This is a genomic window from Ferrovibrio sp. (genome assembly GCF_002796975.1).
In the GTDB taxonomy this organism is placed as follows: domain Bacteria; phylum Pseudomonadota; class Alphaproteobacteria; order Ferrovibrionales; family Ferrovibrionaceae; genus Ferrovibrio.
Window position 1 is genome coordinate 217,714 of sequence record NZ_PEKV01000005.1, and the last position, 15,999, is coordinate 233,712.

General features: G+C 64.8%; 20 protein-coding genes, 1 pseudogene and 1 riboswitch. Of the genes and pseudogenes, 8 read left to right on the forward strand and 13 right to left on the reverse strand.

What is annotated here, in order from left to right; all coding sequences use genetic code 11:
• The first annotated feature begins 23 nt into the window (after window positions 1-23).
• Window positions 24-1,220, forward strand: coding sequence for a hypothetical protein (locus CTR53_RS05990; protein ID WP_290809991.1), 1,197 nt, complete (start codon window positions 24-26; stop codon window positions 1,218-1,220).
• Window positions 1,221-1,236: 16 nt separating this feature from the next.
• Here the strand turns inward: CTR53_RS05990 and bluB are convergent, their stop codons facing one another.
• From bluB to sfsA, 7 genes are all read right to left on the reverse strand, one after another.
• On the reverse strand, window positions 1,237-1,881 hold the full coding sequence (gene bluB / locus CTR53_RS05995; protein WP_290809993.1) for a 5,6-dimethylbenzimidazole synthase: 645 nt from the start codon (window positions 1,879-1,881) through the stop codon (window positions 1,237-1,239).
• Window positions 1,882-2,874, reverse strand: coding sequence for a TIM44-like domain-containing protein (locus CTR53_RS06000; protein WP_290809995.1), 993 nt, complete (start codon window positions 2,872-2,874; stop codon window positions 1,882-1,884).
• A 93-nt stretch (window positions 2,875-2,967) separates the two neighbouring features.
• Entirely contained in the window at window positions 2,968-4,746 is a 1,779-nt protein-coding gene (gene thiC, locus CTR53_RS06005) for a phosphomethylpyrimidine synthase ThiC (protein WP_290809997.1), read from the reverse strand.
• A gap of 84 nt (window positions 4,747-4,830) precedes the next feature.
• Window positions 4,831-4,957, reverse strand: a riboswitch (TPP riboswitch).
• Between the two features lie 35 nt (window positions 4,958-4,992).
• A complete protein-coding gene (locus tag CTR53_RS06010) occupies window positions 4,993-5,343 on the reverse strand; it encodes an SdpI family protein (protein WP_290809999.1) in 351 nt (116 codons plus the stop codon).
• On the reverse strand, window positions 5,340-6,038 hold the full coding sequence (radC, locus tag CTR53_RS06015) for a DNA repair protein RadC (protein WP_290810001.1): 699 nt from the start codon (window positions 6,036-6,038) through the stop codon (window positions 5,340-5,342). Before radC ends, CTR53_RS06010 begins: the two co-directional genes overlap by 4 nt.
• A 10-nt stretch (window positions 6,039-6,048) precedes the next feature.
• On the reverse strand, window positions 6,049-6,837 hold the full coding sequence (gene map, locus CTR53_RS06020) for a type I methionyl aminopeptidase (protein WP_290811642.1): 789 nt from the start codon (window positions 6,835-6,837) through the stop codon (window positions 6,049-6,051).
• Between the two features lie 75 nt (window positions 6,838-6,912).
• Entirely contained in the window at window positions 6,913-7,608 is a 696-nt protein-coding gene (gene sfsA / locus CTR53_RS06025; protein WP_290810003.1) for a DNA/RNA nuclease SfsA, read from the reverse strand.
• Window positions 7,609-7,664: 56 nt separating this feature from the next.
• Here sfsA and CTR53_RS06030 point away from each other — a divergent pair, with 56 nt between their 5' ends.
• The 5 genes from CTR53_RS06030 to CTR53_RS06050 all read left to right on the forward strand — a co-directional run bounded on the left by CTR53_RS06030 (window position 7,665) and on the right by CTR53_RS06050 (window position 9,925).
• On the forward strand, window positions 7,665-8,426 hold the full coding sequence (locus CTR53_RS06030) for a molybdopterin-binding protein (protein WP_290810005.1): 762 nt from the start codon (window positions 7,665-7,667) through the stop codon (window positions 8,424-8,426).
• On the forward strand, window positions 8,426-8,815 hold the full coding sequence (locus CTR53_RS06035) for a Rap1a/Tai family immunity protein (protein WP_290810007.1): 390 nt from the start codon (window positions 8,426-8,428) through the stop codon (window positions 8,813-8,815). Before CTR53_RS06030 ends, CTR53_RS06035 begins: the two co-directional genes overlap by 1 nt.
• An 85-nt stretch (window positions 8,816-8,900) precedes the next feature.
• Complete coding sequence (locus CTR53_RS06040) at window positions 8,901-9,254, forward strand: hypothetical protein (RefSeq protein WP_290810009.1); 354 nt, start codon at window positions 8,901-8,903, stop codon at window positions 9,252-9,254.
• Window positions 9,255-9,263: 9 nt separating this feature from the next.
• The gene (locus CTR53_RS06045) at window positions 9,264-9,593 is read left to right on the forward strand and encodes a hypothetical protein (RefSeq protein WP_290810011.1); all 330 of its coding nucleotides are present in this window, start codon (window positions 9,264-9,266) and stop codon (window positions 9,591-9,593) included.
• Window positions 9,590-9,925 carry a hypothetical protein gene (locus tag CTR53_RS06050; protein ID WP_290810013.1) on the forward strand — a complete coding sequence of 112 codons (336 nt, stop codon included), beginning with the start codon at window positions 9,590-9,592 and terminating at the stop codon, window positions 9,923-9,925. The genes CTR53_RS06045 and CTR53_RS06050 overlap by 4 nt, the downstream gene beginning before the upstream one ends.
• Here CTR53_RS06050 and CTR53_RS06055 read toward each other — a convergent pair.
• From CTR53_RS06055 to CTR53_RS06080, 6 genes and pseudogenes are all read right to left on the reverse strand, one after another.
• Window positions 9,914-10,915, reverse strand: a complete 1,002-nt coding sequence (locus tag CTR53_RS06055) for an ABC transporter ATP-binding protein (RefSeq protein ID WP_290810015.1) — start codon at window positions 10,913-10,915, stop codon at window positions 9,914-9,916. The two genes, CTR53_RS06050 and CTR53_RS06055, sit on opposite strands and share 12 nt — an antisense overlap.
• Window positions 10,912-11,922: an ABC transporter ATP-binding protein gene (locus tag CTR53_RS06060; RefSeq protein ID WP_290810017.1), complete on the reverse strand. Its 1,011-nt coding sequence runs from the start codon at window positions 11,920-11,922 to the stop codon at window positions 10,912-10,914. The genes CTR53_RS06055 and CTR53_RS06060 overlap by 4 nt, the downstream gene beginning before the upstream one ends.
• Window positions 11,922-12,758 (reverse strand): ABC transporter permease, encoded by an 837-nt coding sequence (locus CTR53_RS06065; protein WP_290810019.1) that lies wholly within the window; start codon window positions 12,756-12,758, stop codon window positions 11,922-11,924. The genes CTR53_RS06060 and CTR53_RS06065 overlap by 1 nt, the downstream gene beginning before the upstream one ends.
• Complete coding sequence (locus CTR53_RS06070) at window positions 12,751-13,092, reverse strand: ABC transporter permease (protein ID WP_367158943.1); 342 nt, start codon at window positions 13,090-13,092, stop codon at window positions 12,751-12,753. The genes CTR53_RS06065 and CTR53_RS06070 overlap by 8 nt, the downstream gene beginning before the upstream one ends.
• Window positions 13,093-13,201: 109 nt before the next feature.
• Window positions 13,202-13,627 (reverse strand): annotated as a pseudogene (locus CTR53_RS06075) (ABC transporter permease); the annotation flags it as partial.
• 5 nt (window positions 13,628-13,632) lie between these two features.
• Window positions 13,633-14,367 (reverse strand): class I SAM-dependent methyltransferase, encoded by a 735-nt coding sequence (locus CTR53_RS06080; protein ID WP_290810023.1) that lies wholly within the window; start codon window positions 14,365-14,367, stop codon window positions 13,633-13,635.
• 138 nt (window positions 14,368-14,505) lie between these two features.
• Here CTR53_RS06080 and CTR53_RS06085 point away from each other — a divergent pair, with 138 nt between their 5' ends.
• Entirely contained in the window at window positions 14,506-15,246 is a 741-nt protein-coding gene (locus tag CTR53_RS06085) for an ABC transporter ATP-binding protein (protein ID WP_290810025.1), read from the forward strand.
• Between the two features lie 14 nt (window positions 15,247-15,260).
• On the forward strand, window positions 15,261-15,995 hold the full coding sequence (locus CTR53_RS06090; RefSeq protein WP_290810027.1) for an ABC transporter permease subunit: 735 nt from the start codon (window positions 15,261-15,263) through the stop codon (window positions 15,993-15,995).
• Window positions 15,996-15,999 lie beyond the last annotated feature (4 nt).

Below are 15,999 nucleotides of genomic sequence, written 5' to 3' on the forward strand. Positions count from 1 at the left end.
ACAGTCTGCGGAACCGGCTTCTCATGCTCGCCCTCGGCGGCATTGCCGGCCTGGCCGCCGTCGAAGCTGGCCTGAAGGTCATCGCGGCGACGCCGCTCTGGCGGGTACTGCCGGTGATCGAGCCGATCCTCGGTGCGCCAGACTACAACATTGGCTACGGCTTTACCCCGCATGTGTCTGGCATCTGGGTACGGGAGAACCGCGCGCCACTGACGATTACCGATCTTGGCCTGCGCGGTCCGGCCGGGATCGAGGTGGCGAAGCGCCCCGGCGAAATACGCGTCGCCATAACCGGCGATTCCCATGTCGAAGGTCTGCAGGTCGAATACCAGTACACCTTCACCGCGTTGACACAGGCCATGCTCAACCGCGCTGCACGCCTGCCGGAGTCCGTCAGGCAGGTGCAGGTGCTGAACCTCGCGATGTCGGGGATTGGCCCGCTGCGACAACTGGTGCGACTGGAGCATTTCGGCTATTCGCTGCAGCCCGATGTCGTCATGCTCATCTCGGACGCCTCGGACTTCCTGACCAGCGAGATGACCGATGACAGGCTCAATCCGGGTTATGTGCCGGACGCGTCCGGCAAGCTCGTGCGCGGATATGCATACCGAAACCGCCTGTCGATGCGGTATGCCGACACCATTCCGGGACGAGCGTTTCTTGGGCTTCTGCGCCACTCGGAGGTTGCACGGCTGCTGTATCTGCGCAGCAAGAATTCCATGCTCCATATTCTGGGTCTGGCTCCCGCGGCCCGGCCGACGCCGAAAAGCGCGGCTCACGATGGCTGTCATCAGGATGTTCTGGCGTCGTTGCACCGGCTGTGGGTGGGCCATGCCCCCGAGCGACATTGGCAGGCCGCCACTGTCCTTCTCGATGAATATTCCGCAGGTGCACGGGAGCATCGGGTCGCTGCATTTTATGCGATGCGAAATCTGCCGGTGCCGAAAACGGCGTGCGCGGAGCAGCAGGCCATGCGCGCAGCCACCGTCGCCGTCATCACGGCTGAACTGGCGCGCCGCGGCATAAACTTCATCGATATCGACCGCGCGCTTGCCGATCGTCTGCGGGCGGAGTCCAGCGATGATCTCAGTCACTTGTATGGCTTTGGCCGGCAGCTGGGCGGCGGGCATCTGAATTACGAAGGGCATCAGGCCTATGCGACGGTCCTGAGCGAGGTCGTCGCGAGAAGCCTCCGTGAACGCCCTCAATCGCCCAATTAGGGCTCGGCAATATAGACTACCGCTTGGTAATGAAGTCCTCTGGATGCCGCCGATGTTCCCATCCGGCGCGCTCCAGTTCCGGCGTCGCCTGTTCCTCCTCGGGCCAGCCGACGCAGAGATAGGCCACCAGCTTCCAGTCCACCGGCACGTCGAGATCGCGGGTGAGCGCGTCCGGCTCGAAGATCGAGACCCAGCCGGCGCCCAGGCCCACGGCGCGCGCCGCCAGCCAGAAGCCGTAGACCGCCATGACAGCCGAGTAATCCAGCATCTCGGGCATGGTACGGCGGCCCAGCCCATGGCCCTGGCCGGTGCCTTCATCGGCGAAGACGGCGAGATGCACCGGCGCCTCTTTCAGGCCGGCGAGTTTCAGCCCGGCATAGAGTTTTGCTTTTTCGCCGCTGTAGTCGCCGAGCGCCTCCTTGTTGGCGCGTTCGAAATTCGCGACCACCTTGGCGCGGCGCGCCGTGTCTTCCACCAGCACGAAACGCCAGGGCTGACTGTTGCCCACGGAAGGCGCCAGGGCTGCGGTTTCCAGCAGCCCGGCGACCAGTTCCGGCGATACAGGTTTATGAGGGATGAAGCGGCGCACGTCGCGCCGCCACACCATCAGCTCGGTCAGTCTGGCCCGGAAGGCCGCATCGAAAACCGGCGGCGGCGTCACTTAATCGATTTGCTGGATCGCGCTGAGGATCCAGCGACCAGTGCCGCCAGCACGCAGGAAGGTCCAGGTCTCGACGCTCTCACTGCGCTCGGTCCTGCTGCCCTCGACCACTGCGCCGCTGGCATCGGTGGTGTAGTCCAGCGCGCTCCAGCGCATCGCCACCGTCGCATAATCGATCCCGTCCTCGGACCAGGACTCGGCAAGGTCACCCTGTTCGAGATTGACGTCAGTGACGCGGTTGGTCAGGCCCTGGCTGGCGAGTGCGGAGAGTTCGCGGCCGAAATAGCCCAGCATCTCGGGCGTGACATGGCTGCGCAACGCTTCGAGATCGCCGTTCGACCAGGCGGTCTGGATCTCGCCCAGCGACTGCTGGAAAGCCTCGAAATCGGCGTCGCCGATCTGCGGTGCTGTGCCGCCACCGAGCATGGCGCCGGTGCGAGCCTGGGGCTGCGACGCCGGAATGTCGCTGATCGGCGTGCGGGCATACTGCTGGGGGCCACCCGCCATGGCGGGACGCTGCTGGCGGTTGCGGAAGAAGTTCATCGCCAGGCGGACAATGAAGAAGACCAGCGCCAGCTGCAGCAGCAGACCGACGATGCCGCCGAAGCCCATGGCACCGAGGCCGCCTTCGCCGAACAGGCCGCCGCCGAACAGCAGCCCGCCGATGCCCATGCCGATCAGGCCGCCCATCAGGGCCGGCATGAAGGGACGGTTGAAGAAGCCGGCAGGCTGCGCGGCGGCGGGTGCGCCAGCGGCGGTGCCCGGACGCGCGGCAGTGGTGGGCGCGGGCTGGGTGGTGGCGGGCGGCGTCACGCTGCGCTGGACCGGGGCGGCCGAAGGCGCGGTCTGGGTCGGCGGCGCCGCCTGGTAGGTGCGGGTGCCGCGGCTGCCCATGCTGCCGCCGCGACCGGCCCTGGCCTCGACCAGTGCCGGCAGCAGGACAAGGCCCACGGCCAGAATGGCGACGAGAATGGCGGTCGGTTTGCGGTTCATGATGGCCTGCCCTGAAGTTTATGAGAAGTTTATATGATGTAAGCAGCGGCAGCCGGAGTCGCAAGCCCCGGCCGCCGCTTTCGCACTGCGATATTACCGATAGATTTCACCGCCCTGCTGCCGGAAACGCTCGGCCATCCCGGTCATCCCCTCGCGGGCGGCGTCGCGTACCTCCTGGCTGATTTTCATCGAGCAGAATTTCGGCCCGCACATCGAGCAGAAATGCGCGGTCTTGTGCGCTTCCTTCGGCAAAGTCTGGTCGTGGAACTGCGCCGCCGTCTCCGGATCGAGGCCGAGGTTGAACTGGTCCTCCCAGCGGAATTCGAACCGCGCCCGGCTGAGCGCGTCGTCGCGTCGTGCTGCCCCCGGATGGCCCTTGGCCAGATCGGCGGCATGGGCGGCGATCTTGTAGGTGATCACGCCGGTCTTCACATCGTTGCGATCCGGCAGGCCGAGATGCTCCTTCGGCGTGACATAGCAGAGCATGGCGCAGCCGTACCAGCCGATCATCGCAGCGCCGATGCCGCTGGTGATGTGGTCATAGCCTGGCGCGATGTCTGTGGTGAGCGGGCCTAACGTGTAGAACGGCGCCTCGCCGCAGGTGCGCAGCTGCTTGAGCATATTGGCCTTGATCTTGTGCATGGCGACATGGCCCGGCCCTTCGATCATCACCTGCACGCCTTTCGCCCAGGCGATTTTGGTCAGCTCGCCCAAGGTTTCCAGTTCGGCGAACTGCGCGGCGTCGTTGGCATCGGCTGTCGAGCCCGGGCGGAGTCCGTCGCCGAGCGAGAAGCTGATGTCATAGGCCCGCATGATGTCGCAGATCTCCTCGAAATGCGTGTAGAGGAAATTCTCCCGGTGATGCGCCAGGCACCATTTCGCCATGATCGAGCCACCGCGCGAGACAATACCGGTGACGCGATTGGCGGTGAGCGGGATATAGCTGAGCCGCACGCCGGCATGGATGGTGAAATAATCGACGCCCTGTTCGGCCTGTTCGATCAGCGTGTCGCGATAGACCTCCCAGGTCAGGTCCTCGGCCTTGCCATTCACCTTCTCCAGCGCCTGGTAGATCGGCACGGTGCCGATGGGCACCGGCGAGTTGCGCAATATCCAGTCGCGGATGTTGTGGATGTTGCGGCCGGTCGAGAGGTCCATCACCGTATCGGCACCCCAGCGGATCGCCCAGACCATCTTGTCGACTTCTTCCGCGACCGATGAGGTGACGGCGGAATTGCCGATATTGGCATTCACCTTGACCAGGAAATTGCGGCCGATGATCATCGGCTCCAGTTCCGGATGGTTGATATTGCAGGGGATGATGGCGCGGCCGCGGGCGATCTCGTCGCGCACGAAGTCCGGTGTCACGAAATCGGGAATCTCGGCCCCGAAATCCTCCCCGTCGCGTCTGGTCAGCTCTTTCCGCGCCTCGTTCTCGCGGATCGCGACATATTCCATTTCCGGCGTGATGACGCCGCGCCGGGCATATTCGTATTGCGTGACGGCGGCATTGCCTCTGGCGCGCAGCGGACGCGGATGCTGCGGGAAGGTCGGCACGGTACTCGCGCCGCCATTGTCTTCCGGCTTCACCAGGCGTCCATCATAGGCTTCGACATCGCCGCGCGCCTCGATCAGGCGGCTGCGCCAGCGCGGCAGGCCGCGGTTGATGTCGATCTCTGCCGCCGGGTCGGTATAGGGCCCCGAGGTGTCGTAGACCGGCAGCGGCGGTTCGTTGGCCGAGGGATGCGTGCTGATCTCGCGATGCGGCACGCGGATGTCGGGATGCAATGCGCCGGACTGGTAGACCTTGCGCGAGGCGGGCAGGGGGCCGGTTGTAATTTTAAAGTTGGGAGCGTCTGAAAGCTTGTCCATGGGATTTCCTTTTCGTCAGGCGACAGGAAATCCGGGATGTGGTGGATGTTCGCGGAATACAGGCGCGGCGAGTCATAAGACTCTGGGCGACTGAACGACCGTTCCCTCCGCCGGCATGACCCGGATCAGGTTCTTAGGGTCACGGCGTTGCAAACGATCGAGTCTGCCGGCCGAATCTCAGCGCCCTAGCGGCGCCCCCCTCGGTAACGGCGATGGTGGCGCAGGCTGCAATGATGGTCAACCGCTTTACGGAATGAAGGCGTAGGGCAGGGCGATGCCCAGCAGCGCCGGCGGCAGTGGCAGCAGCGCGAAGGCGAGGCTGAACCGCTTGTCCGGCCAGGCGAGCGCCTGGTGTCTGTAAGCCCGCAGCAGCCATGCCCCGACGAGCAGCATCAGCAGCCCGCCGCCGGTCATGCTGATGCCGGAGACCTGGTTCATCAGCAGCCATTGCTGCTCGGAGACATAAGCCGCCGATACGCGCAGGCCGTAATGGCGGTTCAGCGGCACCAGACGCAGCGCCATCGGCAGGCTGGCCAGTATCAGCAGCAGCGTCACGCCGAAGCCGATCCAGACCGATATCTTCAGGTCGTGACTCATCCGATCAGCCCCTTCTCGCGGAAGCTGGTATGGCCCTTGCGGCCGATGATCAGATGGTCATGCACGGCAATACCCATCGTCGCGGCGGCCGATGCCACCTGCCGCGTCATCTCGATATCGGCGCGGCTCGGTGTCGGATCGCCGCTTGGGTGGTTGTGCACCAGGATCAGCGCGGCGGCATTCAGTTCCAGCGCGCGTTTCACCACCTCGCGCGGATAGACCGGCGTATGGTCCACCGTGCCGCGCTGCTGCTGCTCATCGGCGATCACCTGGTTCTTGCGGTCGAGAAACAGGATGCGGAACTGCTCGACCTGTTCGTGCTGCAGCACGGCGCGGCAGTAATCCAGCAGGGCTTGCCAGTTCGACAAGGCGGGCCGCGCTTTGACCTCGGCCTGCAGCATGCGCAGGCCGGCTTCGCGCGTCACCTTCAGCGCGGCGATCACCGCCTCGCCGCAGCCCGGCACTTTCGACAGCCGTTCGGACGGCGCCGCCAGCACGGCGGCCAGCGAGCCGAACTCCGCCACCAGCGCCTTGGCCAGCGGTTTGGTGTCGCCGTTGCGGAACACGCCGAACAGAATCAGTTCGAGGATTTCATAATCCGGTATGCCGGCCCCGGCGCTATCGAGGAAGCGGGCCCGCAATCTTGCGCGATGGCCGTGGTAGTGGGGTTTTTCGGTGTCGACCGCTTCTGCCAATCAGCCTGTCTTACGCGTAGGGCGGCTTGTGCCAGCCTTTGGGCGAGAGCGTGAAGATCTCGTAGCCGGTCTCGGTGACGCCGATCGAATGTTCGAACTGCGCCGAGAGCGAACGGTCTTTCGTCACCGCGGTCCAGCCGTCCGACAGCAGTTTCACCTGCCATTTGCCGGCATTCACCATCGGCTCGATGGTGAAGAACATGCCGGTCTGCAGCGGCACGCCGGTGCCCGGTTCGCCGTAATGCAGGATGTTCGGCGGCTCGTGGAAAATCCGGCCCAGGCCGTGGCCGCAGAAATCGCGCACCACCGAGAAGCGCTCCTTCTCGACGAAGCTCTGGATCGCATGGCCGATATCGCCGGTGGTCGCGCCGGGTTTCACCACCTCGATGCCACGCATCATGGCTTCATAGGTGATGTCGCTGAGCCGGCGGGCTTTCACGCCAACATCGCCGACATAGAACATCCGGCTGGTATCGCCGTGCCAGCCATCCAGGATCACGGTGACGTCGATGTTGAGGGCGTCGCCGTCTTCCAGAACCTTGTCGCCCGGGATGCCGTGGCAGACCACATGATTCACCGACGTGCAGATCGACTTAGGGAAGCCGCGATAACCAAGCGGCGCGGGTACGGCGCTGCGCTCGACGATGTAGTTGTGGCACAGCTCGTCCAGCCTGCCGGTGGTGACGCCGGGCTCGACATAAGGCGTGATGAAATCCAGCGTCTCGGCGGCCAGTTTACCGGCCGCACGCATGCCGACGAAATCTTCCGGCCGGTGCAGGCGGACCGCACCGGCGTGGATGTCATCGTCGTCGTCGGTTTCGAGAATGCGGGCCTGGTTCTGGGTCACGTATATTTTGCCTTGTGTATCAGGGCGTTACGGGTCTATTGGGAGCCGGCGGGCAATCGCGATGCCGGCCTCCGTCACGCTGCAGGCGTAACATAGCGCCTCGACCCCGGCATTCCTAGCCTCGATGAAGGCCGCGGCGTAGCCCGGATCGCAGTCGGCGGCAATGCGGAAATGGCTGCAATCGTCGCGCTGCACGACGAACAGCATCACGGCCCGGTGACCGGCTGCCACCATCGCCGACAATTCGCGCAGATGCCTGGCGCCGCGCTCGGTGACGCAGTCGGGAAATTCCGCCAGCGGCGGCTGGCGGCTCAGATGCACGTTCTTGATTTCGAGATAGCAGGGCGAGCGGTCGCTTGCCGTGAGCAGAAAATCGACGCGGCTGTTGGCGCCGTATTTCACCTCCGGGCGATGCAGGTTGTAGCCGGTGAGTTCCGGAATCACGTCATGGACCAGCGCCTCGGCAGCCAGCTTGTTCGCCAGCCCGGTATCGACGCCGACCATGCTGCCATTGTCGGCCTGCGCAATCACCCAGCCCCAGTTCAGCTTCCCCTTGCCCGGCTTGAGCCAGGTCCGGCTGCCCGGTTCGGTCAGGCCCAGCATCTGTCCCGGATTGGGGCAGTGCACGGTTTCCTCGCGGCCGTCGGCGAAGCGCATATCGGCCAGGAAGCGCTTGTAGCGGCGCAGCAGGATGGCCTGCGTCAGGGGCTGTGAAAACTGCATAACCCGCCTATAGCGGCGACTGGCCTACACGTCCAGCGCGTGCTATTTCCTGTCGTATGACGGACGCGCCTAAAATCGTGACGGCTGCCATGCTGGTGATCGGCAACGAGATTCTCTCGGGCCGCACCCGCGATGCCAACATGTATTTCCTGGCCGGCAAGCTGACCGAAATTGGCATCCGGTTGCGCGAGGCGCGCGTCGTACCCGATATCGAGGCGACCATTATCGCGGCCGTGAACGAGCTGCGCGCACGTTATGACTATGTCTTCACCTCGGGCGGCATCGGCCCGACGCATGACGACATCACCGCGGATTGCATCGCCAAGGCGTTCGGTGTGAGCATCGATATCCAGGCCGAAGCGCGCCGCCGGCTGGAGGCGCATTACGAAGCCGGCATGCTGAATGCCGCGCGGCTGCGCATGGCGCGGATCCCCGATACCGCCACGCTGATCGACAACCCGGTATCGGCCGCGCCGGGTTTCCGCATCGGCAATGTCATGGTGATGGCCGGCGTGCCGATGATCTTCCAGGCCATGGTGGCCAGCGTGGCGCCGACGCTGATCGGCGGCGACAAGCTGCTGTCGCGCACCGTGCTGGCGCTGGTGCCCGAAGGTGCGGTGGCCGAGGATCTTGGCGCACTGCAGAAACAGTATCCCGATGTTGACATGGGGTCTTACCCGGCCTTCCGCAGCGGGCGCGCCTCCACGGCCATCGTGATGCGCTCCACCGACCCCAGCATGCTGGATGCCGCAGCCGATGCGATGTATGCCATCTTCCGCCGCATGGGCGGCGAGCCTTTCGAGAACGAGATCGTCTGATGCGCCTGTTCGTCCTGGCCGGCCTGCTCGCCGGTTCACTGGTCTCCGTTGCTGCTGCACAGCAGAATCCCGCCATGAATCCGGGCGGCAGTCTGGCGCCGCCACCGAAATTCCTCGGCCGCGACCTGCAGGCGCTCTGCGACAGTGCCGAAGGCAGCGCCCGCCTTACCGGCTGCCTGCGCTACCTGCAGGCCTCGGTGGCGATGTATGAACTGATCGTCGCCGATGGCAAGGAGATCACCTGGTTCTGCACGCCGCGCGAGGCGCCGGCCGCTCTGTTGCGCCAGCAATTCGTCGAATGGGCGAAAGAAAATGGCGATCAACTGGGGCTGGACGCGATCCAGACCGTGCGGCAGGCCATGACCGATGCCTTCCCCTGTCAGGAATAACGCAGGCGTTACCGCCGGCCCCATTTCTGCCGTAAGCCCAGCCTAGTCTCAATCTGGTATAGTGCCTCCCGGAGGTCGGGCTGCCATGGGCAGAAACACGCCATTTGCCATTCCCGTGCTGACCGTCGCCGGTCTGCTGGCGGCCTGCGGGCCGCCGATGGCCTGGCAGAAGCCCGGCGTCACCCTGGCGGAAGCCCAGGTCGACAGCCGGGACTGCGCAAACCTGGCGCGCGACCAGGCCTTCCGCGAAAGCTTTTTCGACGGTCCGTTTTACCGCGGCTACTACGGTGCCTGGCCGTCCCGCTTCGGACCTTATCCGAGCCCCTATGGCTATTACCGGCATGATGCCTTCATGTACCGGCAGCAGCGCGAAGGCGACCTGCAGAATTTCTGCCTGCGCGCGCGCGGCTATCATCTCGCACCGGTGGTGGAACAATAGGGGTTGGCGATGCGACACGAGATTGCGCTTCTCTCATTGCTCATTCTGGCCTCCTGTGCGCCGACCACAGAATGGGCGCGGACCGAGACATCGCTGGAGCAGCGCCAGAAAGACGAGAAGGAATGCCAGGACATCGCCAACTGGCAGGCGCTGGATGAAAGCGACAAGACGCGGCCGATCTATCCGCCGTTCCGCGACACCCAGTTCATCGTAGGCGGCGACGAGGATGGTGGCATCACCTCCTCCTATACCCGCCGCGGCCCGCGCATGTATGAACTCGCGGAATACTGCATGCAGCAGCGTGGTTACCATCTGCAGCCCATCGCGAAAAAGTCATGATCCGCGTGGCCGCCATTTCGCTTTTTCTGCTGCTGGCGGCTTGCGCAACGACGCCGACCGAATGGGTGCGCAGCGATACCGGTGCCGTGCAGCGCGACAGCGACTACAAGGATTGCCGCAATATCGCCTGGAAGCAGGCGCTGGATGAAAGCTCGTCGACACGGCCGCTCTATCCGCCCTGGACCGGCACCGGTTTTAATACATGGGGTGCGCCCTGGCGCGAACCGCGCACGCCATCTTACTTTGATCGCGGCCCGCGCGAGGCCGAATTCACCGATTACTGCATGCGCGAGCGCGGCTATCGCCTGCAGGTGGTCGGTTCAGCGCGCTAGCGGTTCTTCCAGAACGCTGTCTGCCTTGTGGCAGGCCACTGCGCGGCCATCGGGCATTATCCTCAAGTCAGGTGCCGTGGTGTGGCAGCGATCCTTGGCATAGGTGCAGCGATCGGCCAGCGCACAGCCGGGCGTCAGTGTCGTCTGGCTCGGCGGGTTGCCCTGCAGCAGGCTGCTGCGGCGCGCCTGACCGGGCGGCGGCGGTACCGGCTGCGGCAAGGCCGCGAGAAGTGCGCGCGTGTATGGATGCGCTGGCCTGGCGAAGATCGTCGCCGTGCTGCCCTGCTCGACGATGCGGCCGAGATACATCACAGCCACATGGCTGCACAGATGGTCGATCACCGCCAGGTTATGGCTGATGAACAGATAGGTGATGCCGTAACGCTGCTGCAGATCGGCCATCAGGTTCAGCACCTGGGCCTGGACGGAGACATCGAGCGCCGAGACGGCTTCGTCGGCGACGATAAGCTTCGGCCGCGTGATCAGCGCACGGGCAATCGCGATACGCTGGCGCTGGCCGCCCGAAAATTCATGCGGATATTTTTCCATGTCGCCGGCGCGCAAGCCGACAGTGGCGAGCGTTTCGGCGACGCGATCGCGCTTTTCCGCGCGCGTCAGCTTCTCCAGCACATCGAGCGGCTCGGCGACGATGCGCTCCACCGTCAGGCGCGGATCGAGCGAGCCATAGGGATCCTGGAACACCATCTGGAAATCGCGCCGCGCCGCGCGCAGCTCTTCGACCGGCAGCGCATTCAGGTCGCGACCGGCAAAGCGCATGCGGCCCCGGCTCGGCCTTTCCAGCGCCATCACCAGCCGGGCCAAGGTCGACTTGCCGCAGCCGGATTCACCGACGATGCCGAGACTCTCGCCGGCCTGCACGGTCAGCGACACGCCATTGACGGCAAAGACCTGTTGCGCCGGCGAAAACGGCGTCGCCCGTTTCAGCACATAGGTCTTGTGGATGTCGTCGAGCTCAACCAGCGCAGTCATGGTGCGCCTACTGTCATGTCGGTGCGCCAGCATTCGGCCTGATGCGCCGGGCCGACAGCCGCATTGGGCGGGAACTCGGTGCGGCAGCGCGGCTCGACCAGCTTGCAGCGGTCGGCAAAGGCGCAGGCAGCCGGCAGATCGTGCAGGTCGGGCACAATGCCGGGAATGGTCGGCAGTTGCGGCCGCGGATGCGAAAGCCCCGGTGCGATACGCGGCATGGCGCTGAACAGTCCGCGCGCATAAGGATGCGCCATGCGGGCAAACACCTCGCGCACCGGGCCGGATTCCACCGCGCGGCCGGCATACATCACCAGCACGCGGTCCACCGTTTCGGCGATCACGCCGAGATCGTGGCTGATCAGCACCAGGCCCATGCCGGTTTCATCCACCAGCCGCCGGATCAGGTCGAGTATCTGGCCCTGGATGGTGACGTCCAGGGCCGTTGTCGGCTCGTCGGCGATCAGGATGTCGGGGTCACAGGCCAGCGCCATGGCGATCATCACGCGCTGGCGCTGGCCGCCCGACAGCTGGTGCGGATAGGCGTCCAGACGACTGCGCGGATTGGGAATGCCGACGCGATCCAGCAACTCGACGGTACGTTCGCGCGCCTGCGGGCCGCGCAGGCCGAGATGCAGCCGCAGCGGTTCGGCGATCTGGTCGCCGATCCGGTGCAGCGGATTGAGCGAGGTCATCGGCTCCTGGAAGATCATCGCCAGGCGGTTGCCGCGCAGGCGGCACAGTTCCTTTTCGCTGGCAGCGAGAAGATCGCGGCCGGCGTAATTCACCTGACCACCCGTGGTGGCGCCATCCGGCAGCAGGCCCATCAGTGCCAGCGCGGTCAGCGACTTGCCGCTGCCGGATTCACCGACGATGCCGAGCGTCTCACCCTTGCCCAGCTCGAAGCCGATACCGCGCACGGCCTCGGCAGGGCCGCGTGCGGTCTGCAGTGCGACACGCAGATCTTTGACCGAGAGAAGCGCGGGCCCGCCTGTTGTCTTCTCTGGCATCAGCGTTGCCTCGACAGGCGTGGATCGGTCAGATCGCGCAATCCGTCGCCCAGCAGGTTGAAGCCGAGGACGGCGATGGCGATGGCGAAGCCGGGGAAAACCGCGAGGAAGGGTGTGCGGAAGACCAGCGCCTGGGCTTCGTTCAGCATGCGGCCCCAGCTCGGCGTCGGCGGCTGGGTGCCCAGCCCGAGGTAGGACAATGCGGCTTCGGCCAGGATGGCGAGCGCGAACTGGATGGTGGCCTGCACGACGATGACCGCCAGGATATTGGGCAGCACGTGTTCGATGGTGATGCGGAAGCTGCCCTTGCCGGCGCTGCGGGCCGCCAGGATATAGTCGCGCGCCCAGATCGCATTGGCCGAGCCGCGCACCACGCGGGCGAAAACCGGGATGTTGAAGATCGCGATGGCGACAACCGAATTCATCGTGCTGGGGCCGAAGATGGCGGCCAGCATGATCGCTGACAGAATGGCGGGAAACGCGAAGGTGAAATCGGCAAAGCGCATCACCAGCTCTTCGATCCAGCCGCGTCTTGCCGCCGCCAGCAGGCCGAGCGCGCTGCCCAGCGCCAGCCCGCCGCCGACCGCCAGCAGCCCGACGGTGAGCGAGTTCTGCGCGCCGGCCAGGATCAGCGACAGCACGTCGCGGCCAAAGGAATCGGTACCGAGCCAGTAGTCGGCCGAGGGCATCGCCATGCGGTGGCGGATGTTGATGGCGGTCGGTGAATATGGCGTCCAGACCAGCGACAGCAAAGCCATGCCCAGCACAAAGCCGGTCAGGACCGCGCCGACCACGAAGCTGCGATGTTTGAATGCGCGTTTGATGAAGCTAGACATCCTGCGCCTTCAGTCGCGGATCGATCACCGCGTAAAGCACATCCACGATGAAATTCACGGCCACGACCGTGAAGGCCAGCAGGATCACGGCGGCTTTCACCACTTCGATATCGCGGTTGCTGATCGCCTGGAAGATCAGACGACCCAATCCGGGTAGGGAAAATACCTGTTCAACAACAATGGTGCCGGTCAGCAGGTTGCCGAACTGCAGTCCGATCACGGTGATCACCGGGATCAGCGCGTTGCGCAGCACATGGCCCCACAATACCGACTGGCGGCTCAGGCCTTTGGCGCGCGCGGTGCGCACGAAATCCTCGCGCAGCACTTCCAGCACCGAGGAGCGCGTGATCCGCGCGAGGATGGCGGCNNAAGCCGCCGGCGGAGAACCAGCCGAGATTGACGGCGAACAGCAGGATCAGCAGCAGGCCGAACCAGAAATTCGGGATCGAGATGCCGAGCTGGCTGATGCCCATGATGACAAGGTCGCCCGGCTTGTTGTGCTGTGCGGCGGCATAGACGCCGAGGCCGAGGGCGAGGATCACAGTCAGCAGCATGGCGCTGAGCGACAGCGGGTAGGTGAGCGAGAGACGTTCGGCGATCAGTGGCCAGACCGGCGTCTTGTAGGCATAGGAAATGCCAAAATCGCCCATCAGCAAGTTGCCGATCCACAGCAGGTAGCGGTCGAGAATCGGCCGGTCCAGCCCGTATTCGTGGCGGAAGACGCTGAGCTGTTCGTCGGAGGCATCGATGCCCAGCACCAGCAAAGCGGGGTCGCCCGGCAGGATTTCCAGCACCAGGAACACGATCACCGAGGTCGCCAGCAGGGTGGCGAGCAGGGTGGCCAGGCGCTTGAGCAGGAAGGCGGCCATGCCGGCTACAGTTTCAGCGCCAGCGTCACGCCATCGCCGACCGGCAGCATGGCCGTAACGATGCGCTTGTCCTGCGCCAGGGCGATATTCAGGGCGCGCAGGGCTTCGGTGTCTGCGCTGGTATCCTGCGGATCGGCGACGCGGCCGCTCCATAGGACGTTGTCATAGGCGATCAGGCCGCCGGGGCGCAGCAACTGCAACACGCGTTCATGATAGGCGGCATAGCCGGTCTTGTCGGCATCGATGAAGGCGAAGTCGTAGCTGCTGCCGGCGCCTTCGGCGAGCATCGCATCCAGCGTGTCCCTGGCGGGGCCGAGTTTCAGTGCGATGCGGCCGGCAACTCCGGCTTCCTGCCAGTAGCGGCGGGCGATGCTCGTCCATTCGTCGTTGATGTCGAGTGCCGTGATATGGCCGTCGGCCGGCAGGGCCATCGCCACGGCCAGCGAGGAATAGCCGGTGAAGACGCCGATCTCCAGGCAACGTTTCGCATTCATCAGCCGGACCAGCAGCTGGAAGAAGCGGCCCTGGTCGACGCCGATCTGCATGCCGCCCATGGGCAGCGCCGCGGTTTCCTTGCGCAGGCGGGCCAGCAGCGGATGTTCCGGCGGCGCGACCTGCTGCATGTANNCGCCGGTGCGCCAGCAGCCGAGACACCAGCCGGTGCGGCGGTCGATCGTGCAGACCTTGGTGCAAGGCGAGGGCGGCGGGTCATCGGCGACAGGGGATCGAGCGTCAATCATGGCGAAAATGTGGCGTCCCGCCTGCGGCGAAGCACCGCAATTCCTGGTCGGGGACTTGAACCATGGTCGAGGACACTCTTATCTAGCGGGCGCTGGACGGCAGGGGCCGTTCCGCGGGGCAGGGGACAAACTAAAACGATGATCGACATCAAGAATCTGGTCAAGCAGTTCGGGCCGTTCACCGCCGTCGATAATATCAGTTTCAGCGTCGCCAAAGGCGAAGTGCTCGGCTTCCTCGGTCCGAACGGCGCCGGCAAGTCCACCACCATGAAGATGCTCTGCGGTTTCCTGAACCCGACCTCGGGCAGCATCGCGGTCTGCGGCCATGACGTCGAGGCCGAACCCCTGGCGGCCCGCCGTGCCATCGGCTACCTGCCGGAAGGCGCGCCGACCTATGCCGACATGACCGCGCGCGGTTTCCTCGATTTCATCGCCGATGTGCGCGGGCTGGCCGGCAAGGACCGCCAGTGGCGCCTCGACAAGGTGGTCGACCAGATCAACATCAAGGATGTGCTGGACCAGCCGATCGACACGCTGTCGAAGGGCTACAAGCGCCGCGTCGGCCTGGCGCAGGCGATCCTGCACGATCCGCCGGTGCTGGTGCTCGACGAACCGACCGATGGCCTCGATCCCAACCAGAAGCATGAAGTGCGCGGCCTGATCCAGGCGATGGCGCGCGACAAGGCGATCATCATCTCCACGCATATCCTCGAAGAGGTGGAGGCGGTGTGCAGCCGCGCCATCATCATCGCCCGCGGCCGCATTCTGGCCGAGGGCAAGCCCGAAGGCAGTGCCGGCTGGCGCATCGGCGAAATGCTCGCCGGGCCCGGCAAGCTCGACGCCGCCTTCCGCGAAATCACCCAGGCCCGCGCGGCCTGAGCAGGACGAAGACCATGAAACCGATGCTTGCCGTTCTCCGTCGCGAAATCAGCGGCTATTTCTCCACCCCGGTCGCCTATGTGTTCATCGTGGTGTTCCTGTTCACCGCGGGAATCTTCACCTTCTATCTCGGCCAGTTCTTTGAACGCGGCCAGGCCGACCTGAAGTCCTTCTTCATGTTCCATCCCTGGCTCTATCTCTTCTTCCTGCCCGCGATTGCCATGCGGCTGTGGGCGGAAGAGCGCAAGGCCGGCACCATCGAGCTGCTGCTTACTTTGCCCATTCCGTTGTGGGCCGCGGTGCTGGGCAAGTTCCTCGCCGCCTGGGCCTTTGCCGGCATCGCACTGGCGCTGACCTTCCCGCTCTGGCTCACCGTCAACTGGCTCGGCAATCCCGATAACGGCGTGATCTTCGCCGGCTATATCGGCAGCTTCCTGATGGCCGGCGCCTATCTGGCGATCGGCAGCTGCATGTCGGCGGTGACCAAGAACCAGGTGATCGCCTTCGTGCTCAGCGTGCTGGTCTGCTTCATCTTCACCGTGTCGGGTGCGCCGATGGTGCTGGGTTTCTTCCAGGGCTGGGCACCGACACTGATCGTCGACACCATCGCCTCCTTCAGCTTCCTGGCGCATTTCAACGCCATCACCGAAGGCGTGATCGATCTGCGCGATCTGGTGTTTTTCCTGTCGCTGATTGCGGTCTGGCTCTATGCCAACGCTGTCGTGGTCGATTTCAAGAAGGCGGGTTAAGTCC

Coding starts and splice junctions, on each gene's coding strand:
- CTR53_RS06040 (WP_290810009.1), top strand. CDS start 8,901: ATGGGCAGAAACACGCCATTTGCCATTCCCGTGCTGACCGTCGCCGGT.
- CTR53_RS06045 (WP_290810011.1), top strand. CDS start 9,264: ATGCGACACGAGATTGCGCTTCTCTCATTGCTCATTCTGGCCTCCTGT.
- CTR53_RS06085 (WP_290810025.1), top strand. CDS start 14,506: ATGATCGACATCAAGAATCTGGTCAAGCAGTTCGGGCCGTTCACCGCC.
- sfsA (WP_290810003.1), bottom strand. CDS start 7,608: ATGCAGTTTTCACAGCCCCTGACGCAGGCCATCCTGCTGCGCCGCTAC.
- CTR53_RS06050 (WP_290810013.1), top strand. CDS start 9,590: ATGATCCGCGTGGCCGCCATTTCGCTTTTTCTGCTGCTGGCGGCTTGC.
- CTR53_RS06055 (WP_290810015.1), bottom strand. CDS start 10,915: ATGACTGCGCTGGTTGAGCTCGACGACATCCACAAGACCTATGTGCTG.
- CTR53_RS06035 (WP_290810007.1), top strand. CDS start 8,426: ATGCGCCTGTTCGTCCTGGCCGGCCTGCTCGCCGGTTCACTGGTCTCC.
- CTR53_RS06010 (WP_290809999.1), bottom strand. CDS start 5,343: ATGAGTCACGACCTGAAGATATCGGTCTGGATCGGCTTCGGCGTGACG.
- CTR53_RS06090 (WP_290810027.1), top strand. CDS start 15,261: ATGAAACCGATGCTTGCCGTTCTCCGTCGCGAAATCAGCGGCTATTTC.
- thiC (WP_290809997.1), bottom strand. CDS start 4,746: ATGGACAAGCTTTCAGACGCTCCCAACTTTAAAATTACAACCGGCCCC.
- CTR53_RS06065 (WP_290810019.1), bottom strand. CDS start 12,758: ATGTCTAGCTTCATCAAACGCGCATTCAAACATCGCAGCTTCGTGGTC.
- CTR53_RS06000 (WP_290809995.1), bottom strand. CDS start 2,874: ATGAACCGCAAACCGACCGCCATTCTCGTCGCCATTCTGGCCGTGGGC.
- CTR53_RS06060 (WP_290810017.1), bottom strand. CDS start 11,922: ATGCCAGAGAAGACAACAGGCGGGCCCGCGCTTCTCTCGGTCAAAGAT.
- CTR53_RS06030 (WP_290810005.1), top strand. CDS start 7,665: ATGACGGACGCGCCTAAAATCGTGACGGCTGCCATGCTGGTGATCGGC.
- CTR53_RS05990 (WP_290809991.1), top strand. CDS start 24: ATGCTCGCCCTCGGCGGCATTGCCGGCCTGGCCGCCGTCGAAGCTGGC.